The sequence below is a fragment of the Polynucleobacter sp. 35-46-11 genome (genome assembly GCF_002281105.1).
In genome coordinates, this window is the sequence record NZ_NCFJ01000082.1 from 690 (window position 1) to 8,974 (window position 8,285).

General features: G+C 46.5%; 8 protein-coding genes. 4 read left to right on the plus strand and 4 right to left on the minus strand.

Features of this window, described 5'->3' with window-relative positions; translation table 11 throughout:
- The 4 genes from B7Y67_RS07895 to rsmA form a co-directional block, all read left to right on the plus strand.
- Nucleotides 1–735, plus strand: a 735-nt coding sequence (locus B7Y67_RS07895) for an LPS assembly protein LptD (RefSeq protein ID WP_293598167.1), incomplete at its 5' end; no start/stop codon positions are given.
- Nucleotides 732–2,180, plus strand: a complete 1,449-nt coding sequence (locus B7Y67_RS07900) for a peptidylprolyl isomerase (RefSeq protein WP_293598168.1) — start codon at nt 732–734, stop codon at nt 2,178–2,180. The genes B7Y67_RS07895 and B7Y67_RS07900, both read left to right, overlap by 4 nt.
- Nucleotides 2,155–3,183, plus strand: a complete 1,029-nt coding sequence (gene pdxA, locus B7Y67_RS07905; protein WP_293598169.1) for a 4-hydroxythreonine-4-phosphate dehydrogenase PdxA — start codon at nt 2,155–2,157, stop codon at nt 3,181–3,183. Before B7Y67_RS07900 ends, pdxA begins: the two co-directional genes overlap by 26 nt.
- Nucleotides 3,180–3,959: a 16S rRNA (adenine(1518)-N(6)/adenine(1519)-N(6))-dimethyltransferase RsmA gene (gene rsmA, locus B7Y67_RS07910; RefSeq protein WP_293598170.1), complete on the plus strand. Its 780-nt coding sequence runs from the start codon at nt 3,180–3,182 to the stop codon at nt 3,957–3,959. Before pdxA ends, rsmA begins: the two co-directional genes overlap by 4 nt.
- Nucleotides 3,960–3,963: 4 nt before the next feature.
- On the opposite strand, the gene B7Y67_RS07915 is transcribed toward rsmA, so the two are convergent.
- The 4 genes from B7Y67_RS07915 to glyQ form a co-directional block, all read right to left on the minus strand.
- Complete coding sequence (locus B7Y67_RS07915) at nt 3,964–4,704, minus strand: 1-acyl-sn-glycerol-3-phosphate acyltransferase (RefSeq protein ID WP_293598171.1); 741 nt, start codon at nt 4,702–4,704, stop codon at nt 3,964–3,966.
- A gap of 7 nt (nt 4,705–4,711) precedes the next feature.
- A complete protein-coding gene (gmhB, locus tag B7Y67_RS07920; protein WP_293598172.1) occupies nt 4,712–5,284 on the minus strand; it encodes a D-glycero-beta-D-manno-heptose 1,7-bisphosphate 7-phosphatase in 573 nt (190 codons plus the stop codon).
- Complete coding sequence (gene glyS, locus B7Y67_RS07925) at nt 5,281–7,419, minus strand: glycine--tRNA ligase subunit beta (RefSeq protein ID WP_293598173.1); 2,139 nt, start codon at nt 7,417–7,419, stop codon at nt 5,281–5,283. The genes gmhB and glyS overlap by 4 nt, the downstream gene beginning before the upstream one ends.
- A gap of 16 nt (nt 7,420–7,435) precedes the next feature.
- The coding region (gene glyQ, locus B7Y67_RS07930) for a glycine--tRNA ligase subunit alpha (RefSeq protein WP_293598174.1) at nt 7,436–8,285 on the minus strand (850 nt) is incomplete at its 5' end.

Consider the following 8,285-nt stretch of genomic DNA (forward strand, 5'->3'; position numbering starts at 1 on the left):
GAAAATACATTTATTGGTAATGACCGTATTGCGGATAACAATAAGCTGACTGGTGGCTTAACTAGTCGGATGATTGAGGCTAATACTGGCGCAGAGCGAGCTAACGTAACCCTTGCACAGCGCCAAGCATTTTCGGGGCAGCGAGTTGGCCTTAATGGAAACATTGCCAATCCAACAACCTACTCCGATACCTTGGGCTCAGCGTCTGTGCGCCTGCTAGGTAACTTTAGTGCAGATATGTTTGGGCAGTACAACACCCAGTTAAATAAATTGGTTCAGACAACCGTTGGTGGAAGCTGGCGTCCTACGCCTGGTAGAAATTTGAATTTTGGGTATAGAAACGTTTGGAGCCCTCCAACACAGGCTTCAGTGCAAAATAATACGCTGGGCACACTAGCTCAGACGACTACTGATCAATACAATATATCTGGGCAGTGGCCTCTCACCCGAGAGGTTTCAGCATTGGGTCGATGGGGTTATGACGCGTTAACAACTAAAACGCTTAACACTTTAGTGGGTTTAGAGTGGATGCGCGATTGCTGGACCTTACGCGGTGCTTACTCTCAAATGCTCAATACCTCACAAATAACCACTACCCAGGTTTTATTCCAAATAGAATTTAGGGGATTTGGTAGCGCTGGTAGTAATCCAGTTGATATCATGAAGCTAAATGTTCCTGGATATATGCCTACTTCCAAGCCTATACCACCTTCAATATACGAGAACTATCAATGATGCGTAGGAATCGATTTAACCAAGCCCTTGCAGCCATGATTTTGGCTGGCACTGCTCTTATGACTCAGTTCGCGCTTGCACAAGATGGCTCAAAGACTGCGGCTGATAGCAAAATTCGTAATATTGATGGTGTTGCAGCGGTCGTAAATACAGGCTACGTGACGCGTAAAGAGATTGATGATCGCATTACGGCCTTACAAAAGCAGGGAACCAAACTTCCTGACGCAGCGACTTTACGTAAGACCGTGCTCGAGCGTCTGATTGTCGAAAAGATCCAACTGCAAAATGCTGAGCAAGAAGGTGTTGCAGTTAGCAACAAGGAACTCGATAAGATTATTGGTGATATAGCAGCTAAGAATAAATTAACAGTTGCTGAACTGAAAGTAAAAATTGCTGCGACTGGTAGCACCTATGATCGGTATCGTGAAATGTTGCGTGATGATGTAATCATTAGTCGCTATCGCGAGCGCGAGGTAGAAGGCAAGATTAAGATTTCTGATGCAGAAGTCGATAATTTCATTACTGACCGCAATCGTGAAGTAGCTGGTGGAGGAAGGGCGGCACGATCTACTCCAGCCGCTAAAGGTGAGCCAGAGGAAATAGATGTAGCTCAGATTTTTATTCCAGTAGATGCGAGTGCAGGTGCTGGTGCTCAGGCTGCAGCAAAGAAGCAAGCAGAATCTTTATTGCGAGAAGCGCGTGGTGATGTCGATTTTTTGCAGCTGGGTGCAATGGCTGCAAAAGACAATCCAAAAATTAAGTTTCAAGAATTAGGTTACCGTACACCAGATCGCTTGCCGCAATTATTTTATGAGGCTGTGAGAAATACAGGTAGCGGGCAACTTGCTAATGCAGTAGTAAGAAGCCCAGCTGGCTATCACGTACTCAAGGTTCTTGATCGTCGCGCCTTAGCTGCTGGTGCCCCTGAGCCGCAGCAAGCTTTTCCCCAAGAAGTTACAACTACCCCACAAAACATTATGGTGACGCAGACCTTGTCTCGCCATATCTTATTGCGCAGTCGTGCTGGTTTAACGGATCAGGATGCTGAAAGACGCCTCGCCGGCTATCGAGACCAGGTTCGCGCAAAGACTGCTGATTTTGGCGAACTGGCTAAAAAGTATTCTGAAGATGGATCTGCTGCTAACGGTGGAAATCTAGGTTGGATGGGTCCTGGCGATTTAGTTCCTGAGTTTGATCAAGCAATGAATCGCTTGCAAATTGGTGAAGTGAGTAACCCAGTGAAGACCGAGTTTGGTTGGCATTTGATTCAGGTGCTCGAGCGTCGTGAAGCACAATTAACTCTGGAGAAGCAGCGTCAATTTGCCCGCGCAGCAATCCGTGAGCGTAAGTTCGAACAGGCTTATCAAGATTGGTTACGTGAATTACGCGACACCGCTACGGTGAAGATCATTAACGCAGATGATCCAGCAGCCAGCCCTCGTTAATTTAGTCATTAGTTCTGGAGAGCCCGCAGGGCTTGGTCCAGAGGTTTCTCTTGCAGCTGCTTTAGCCTTCTTGCAGCAGCAGCCCGCAAGCACGATTACTTTGCTTGCTGACCCCAGCTTGATTCCGGCGACTAAGATTCCTCAAGAGTTATCGAACCGCCTGCAGGTGGAATCAATCGCCTTAGCTACCCCAGCAATTGCAGGTCAGCTCAATCCTAAAAATGCTCAGTATGTCCTGAATATTCTGGATGCTGCCGTTAAGGGATGTCTTGAAGGCCGTTTTGATGCGATGATAACCGCGCCTATACAAAAGAGTGTTATCAACGAAGGCAATGTTTCAAGTGACGACTTATTTACTGGACATACTGAATATCTAGCTCAGCTTTGCCATCAAGAGCATGTTGTCATGATGTTATGCGCAACATTACCATCAGGTTTTTTAGGTTTGCAGAAAAGTCGCGACCTCCGAGTGGCTTTAGTTACAACCCATTTACCTTTGAGAGAAGTTCCCGGAGCGTTAAATCAACAGCATCTTTTGGAAACGATTCAGATTGTCGATCAGGACTTGCGGACAAAATTTAGCATTGCTAAGCCTGTGATTCGGGTGGCAGGACTTAATCCTCATGCAGGTGAATCAGGCTACCTCGGTCGTGAAGAAATTGATGTCATTGAACCTGCTATCAAAGCTGCTAAAGATCTAGGCATTCAGGTGAGCGGCCCTTATCCTGGTGATACGATGTTTGATGCTAAAGCCTTAGATAGCGTAGATGCGTTTATTGCGATGTATCACGATCAGGGTCTGGCGCCTTTTAAGTTTGTGAGCTTTGGTGGTGGAGTGAATGTCACCTTAGGCTTGCCGGTTATCCGGACTTCAGTAGATCATGGCACAGCTCTAGACCTTGCTGGTAAGGGTTTAGCTGACTCAGGTAGCATGTTGGAGGCTTTGCGACTTGCCTATCAATTGGCAGTAAATATCAAGAGCAAAAAGAATTTAAAAACATGACGCATCGCGCTCGTAAACGATTTGGCCAAAATTTTCTGCAGGATTCTGGAGTAATTTACTCCATTATTGCTGCGATCAATCCTAGTGAAAATATGCATGTGATTGAGATCGGTCCCGGCCTTGGCGCACTGACAATACCTTTATTAAATAACCTAGATCATTTAGACCTTCTAGAGATTGATCGAGACTTAGTCTCGTACTGGAATCAAGAGAATCTCAAGGGCCTCAATGTCATCGAGGGAGATGCACTCAAGTTTGATTTCCTCGAATGGGCAAACTCGCGTCCAGCTAATAGTGGCCTGTGTAAGGTAGTTGGTAACTTGCCTTACAACATTTCCTCCCCATTACTCTTTCATCTTGTTTCTGCTGCCCATGCGATTGATGAGCAGGTATTCATGCTCCAAGCTGAAGTGGTTGAGCGTATGGTCTCTAAGGCTGGCGGTTCTGAGTTCAGTCGACTATCCGTCATGTTGCAAGCTCGCTACGATATGGAGCAAGTTTTAGAAGTCCCGCCCGAAGCTTTCGACCCACAACCCAAAGTCAATTCAGCGGTCGTACGCATGATTCCGCGACGGGATTTCAACTTAAGTGATCCGCAGTGGCATACCTTGGAAAAAGTCGTGGCCGCAGCGTTTTCTCAGAGAAGAAAAATGCTACGCACCAATCTATCGGCTTTTGCAGATCGACTCTCTTTATCTGAATCTGAATTAAAAGCGCGTGCTCAGGATATTCCGGTGGAGCGCTATATTGAGTGGGCTAAAACTTTAGCCCACTAAGTTTCTAGTTTTGCTGGTAAGCGCTAGGATCAATCACGCGCATTTCAGCCTCAATCCATTTCTCAACTTCTTGATGCAGTTGTCCGCCTGTTTTTCCGACGGAGGTGATGGCAGGTCCGATTGAGAAGATGACTGTTCCAGGTTGCTTTAGAAAGCTATTCTTGGGCCAGCATCGACCCGCATTATGAGCAATTGGAATTACCAGTGCCTCAGTAGCGCTCGCCAGTCTCGCGCCACCTTTGCTATATGGCTGGTGAGATCCGGTCGGCGTTCTAGTACCCTCTGGAAATAACAAAATCCACTTACCTTCACTCAAACGCTTTTTGCCTTGACCAACCACAGAGAGGGCGGCAGTTTCTTTGCTATTGCGATTGATGTGAATCATCTTGAGCAAAGCCAAAGCCCAGCCAAAGAAAGGGATCCAAAGTAATTCTCTTTTGAAAACGAAGCAGACTTGCTTAGGAAGCTTAGCAATATAAAAAATAGTTTCGTAGGCAGACTGATGTTTGCTCAGTACAACAACCGGTTTATCCAAAACCGCCATCATGTTTTCCATGCCACGAATCTCGTAACGAATGCCACAGAGAGATTGCAAAATCCAGATCACGACCTTATTCCACAGGCCGATGAAGCGATAGCGGTTCTCAGGATTCAGGATAGGAAAAACGAGAATGCAGAGGACTGACCAGATCGGCGTAAATATCAGCAAGAAGAGTGTAAATAGGGCTGAGCGAATAAAAATCATGTTTCTATTAAACCTTATCTTGCAGGAGTGCGGTCGCAAATGCCATCAAATCTGCATGAATCTGTGTCCCCTCAGGGAGGCCACCCTTTTCCAAGGTTTTATTACCTTTGCCGGTTAAGACTAAATGCGGGCTAGCGCCCAAGGCAATGCCTGCTAGAAGATCGCGCAAGGAATCGCCAACAATTGGTACCCCCAGTAAAGGACTGTCGCTATGATTTTTTTTATAACGTAGTGCAATTTCTTTCATCATTCCCGGTAAAGGCTTGCGGCAATCGCACGCATTGGCATCGGTATGAGGGCAAAAGAAAATGCTGTCGATATGACCACCCAAGGGTTTGAGGAGTTTGTCCATCTTGCCATGCATGACATGAAGATCATTAATGTTGAAATAACCTCTTGCCAAGCCAGACTGATTCGTCGCTACGGCAATTTGGTAGCCGGCTTGATTGAGTAGTGCAATTGCCTCAAGACTACCCGGCAAAGGAATCCACTCATCACTCGACTTCACATAATCATCTCGATCTTCATTGATCACACCATCGCGATCCAGAATGATGAGTTTAGAAGAGCTGATGCTCATGCTAATTTGCCGAGATCGGCAATGAGATTCATTTTCTGGTGAAGTTGTTGCAGGAGAGCTAGTCGGTTATCACGTAGCTCTGGATTTGGATCCATCACCATCACATCGGCAAAGAATTGATCAATCGGGGCGCTGAGAGCTACGAGTGCCTTCAATAGATCTACGAACTGACGCTGCTCATAGGCGGTACTCAGTGTTGGGGTGAGTTTCTCAAGCGCCTGATAGAGCGCGCTTTCAGCAGGAACTTGTAAGAGCTTGCCGGAACAAGCCGCCGGTATAGCAGTTACATTCTTTTTGAGAATATTGCTGATGCGTTTATTGGCAGCTGCTAACTGAGCAGCTTCCGCTAAGGCATTAAATTCACGCAATGCAGATAAGCGATCAATTAAATCATTGAGTTGAGCGGGTGACTGACTTAATACAGCCTCAATCTCTTCGGTGGTAAATGGCTTGCCAGCAACTGATTGGTCGCGTAAGTAAGCGCGCAGACGATCAATGATGAAGGCGTAAATATCTTCGCCCTTAGCTTTTTCTTGAACATCTTTTTGTGGGAATTGTTTACGAGCCAGTTCAATTAATTCAGGCAGGCTAAGGCTCAGGTTCTTCTCTGACAAAAGACGGCAAATACCTAAAGCGTGTCGACGCAAGGCATATGGGTCCTTGTCACCTGTCGGTGCAAGACCAACACCCCAAATGCCGACTAATGTCTCTAGCTTGTCCGCAATAGCAAGGATGGTGCCGATTTGAGTTTGTGGCAATGCATCACCAGCAAAGCGGGGCATGTAGTGTTCGCTGCAAGCGGACGCGACTTCGGCATCTTCGCCATCATGCGTTGCATAGTAGCGACCCATGATGCCTTGAAGCTCTGGGAACTCGCCAACCATATCGGTTAGTAAATCGGTTTTAGCAATTTCAGCGGCGCGACTTGCTAAGGCCTCATTAGCTGATAAGGCTTTGGCAATACCTACTGCAATTCCTTGAACACGCTTAGTGCGATCCAATTGATTGCCAAGCTGATTGTGATAAACCACTTTTCCAAGATCAGCCACACGGGATGCTAACGGACGCTTTTGATCTTGTTGGAAGAAAAAGCGCGCGTCGGATAGGCGCGGGCGCACCACACGTTCGTTACCAGAAATAATCGCTTCTGGCTTATCAGTCTCGATATTAGAAACAATGAGGAAGCGATTGCATAACTTGCCTTGCTTATCAGTCAATGCAAAGTATTTTTGATTGGTCTGCATCGTCAGAATCAAGCACTCTTGAGGAACCTCCAAGAACTCTTGATCAAAATGACATTCATAAATTGCTGGCCACTCAACCAAAGCGGTTACTTCATCTAATAGGCTATCTGGCATTAATACTAAATCAGTACCAGCAGCTTTTAATAATGCAGATTCGATAAATGCACGACGCTTATCAAAGCTTGGCAATACTTTGGCATTAGTGCTGAGATCGGATTCATACTGATCTGCGGAGGCGATCGTAATAAGACCAGGAGCTAAAAAGCGATGACCTTCGGTTTGATTGGCTGCATCAATTCCTAGTGCGCTGATATTAAGGACTTGTTTACCATGCAGCGCAATGATGCGGTGTGCAGGTCGAGCAAACTCAACGTCTGCTAATTCACCATTTTTTTGTAGCACTTGATAGTGCATCATTTTGGCGATGGGTAATTTGCTGAGTGTTTGCTCAAGCGCCTGTTGGGCAGTCTGCTCTAATGCTGCGCCTTTAGCGACAACATTGAGATATAGCGCTTCATTTTTTCCTTCACCTGATTTTTCCAGGGTGGAGAGATCGATATCAGCGTAACCCAAAGAGGCTAATTTCTTTTGTAGGGGCGCAGTAGCTTTGCCTTCAGCATCAAAAGCAATGCTGATTGGCAGTAATTTTTCGCGTACTGGATAGTCTGGCGCTTGGCTCAAGACATTCGTAACTTGAACAGCAAGGCGGCGCGGTGTAGCGAAGCCAGTAGCAACAGAATTTTCACTTAAGAGGCCGGCGGACTTAAGCGTGGAATAAATACCATCACTGAAGGCGTCACCTAAGCGGCGTAATGATTTTGGTGGCAACTCTTCTGTAAATACTTCAATCAGAAGATTGTCTGATTGAGAGAGGGAATTCGGTGTACTCATAATTAGATCGAGCTGATTAGGCTTTGGATTGACGTTGGCACATCGGGAAACCTAACTTCTCACGAGACTCAAAGTAAGCCTGCGCTACTGCACGAGATAGGTTACGGATGCGTCCGATATAAGCAGCACGCTCAGTCACTGAAATAGCGCCGCGCGCATCCAGTAAGTTAAAGGTGTGTCCAGCCTTGAGCACCATTTCATAAGCGGGTAAGGCTAAAGGTACTTCCATCAAACGCTTGGCTTCACTCTCGTAATTGGTGAAGTTTGCAAACAAGAGGTCGGTATTGGAGTGTTCAAAGTTGTAGCAAGATTGCTCTACTTCATTCTGGTGATACACGTCGCCATAAGAGATGCCGTCGGCCCAAACGAGGTCATATACGTTGGAGCAATTTTGGATGTACATCGCTAAGCGCTCAATGCCGTAGGTGATTTCGCCTAAAACAGGTTTGCAATCAATGCCACCCACTTGCTGGAAATAAGTGAACTGAGTTACTTCCATGCCGTTAAGCCAAACTTCCCATCCTAAGCCCCACGCACCCAGGGTTGGGTTTTCCCAATCGTCCTCAACAAAGCGAACATCGTTTTTTTGAAGATCAAGACCTAAAGCAGCAAGCGAGCCTAAGTAGAGCTCAAGAATATTTTCCGGCGCTGGTTTCAGCACTACCTGGTACTGGTAGTAGTGCTGCAAACGGTTTGGATTTTCTCCGTAGCGACCATCTTTTGGTCTACGAGAAGGTTGGACGTAAGCCGCTTTCCATGGTTCAGGACCAATGGCCCTCAAGAAAGTGGCTGTATGAGATGTACCGGCACCGACCTCAAGGTCAATAGGTTGCAATAGGGCGCAACCTTGTTGGTCCCAGTAATCT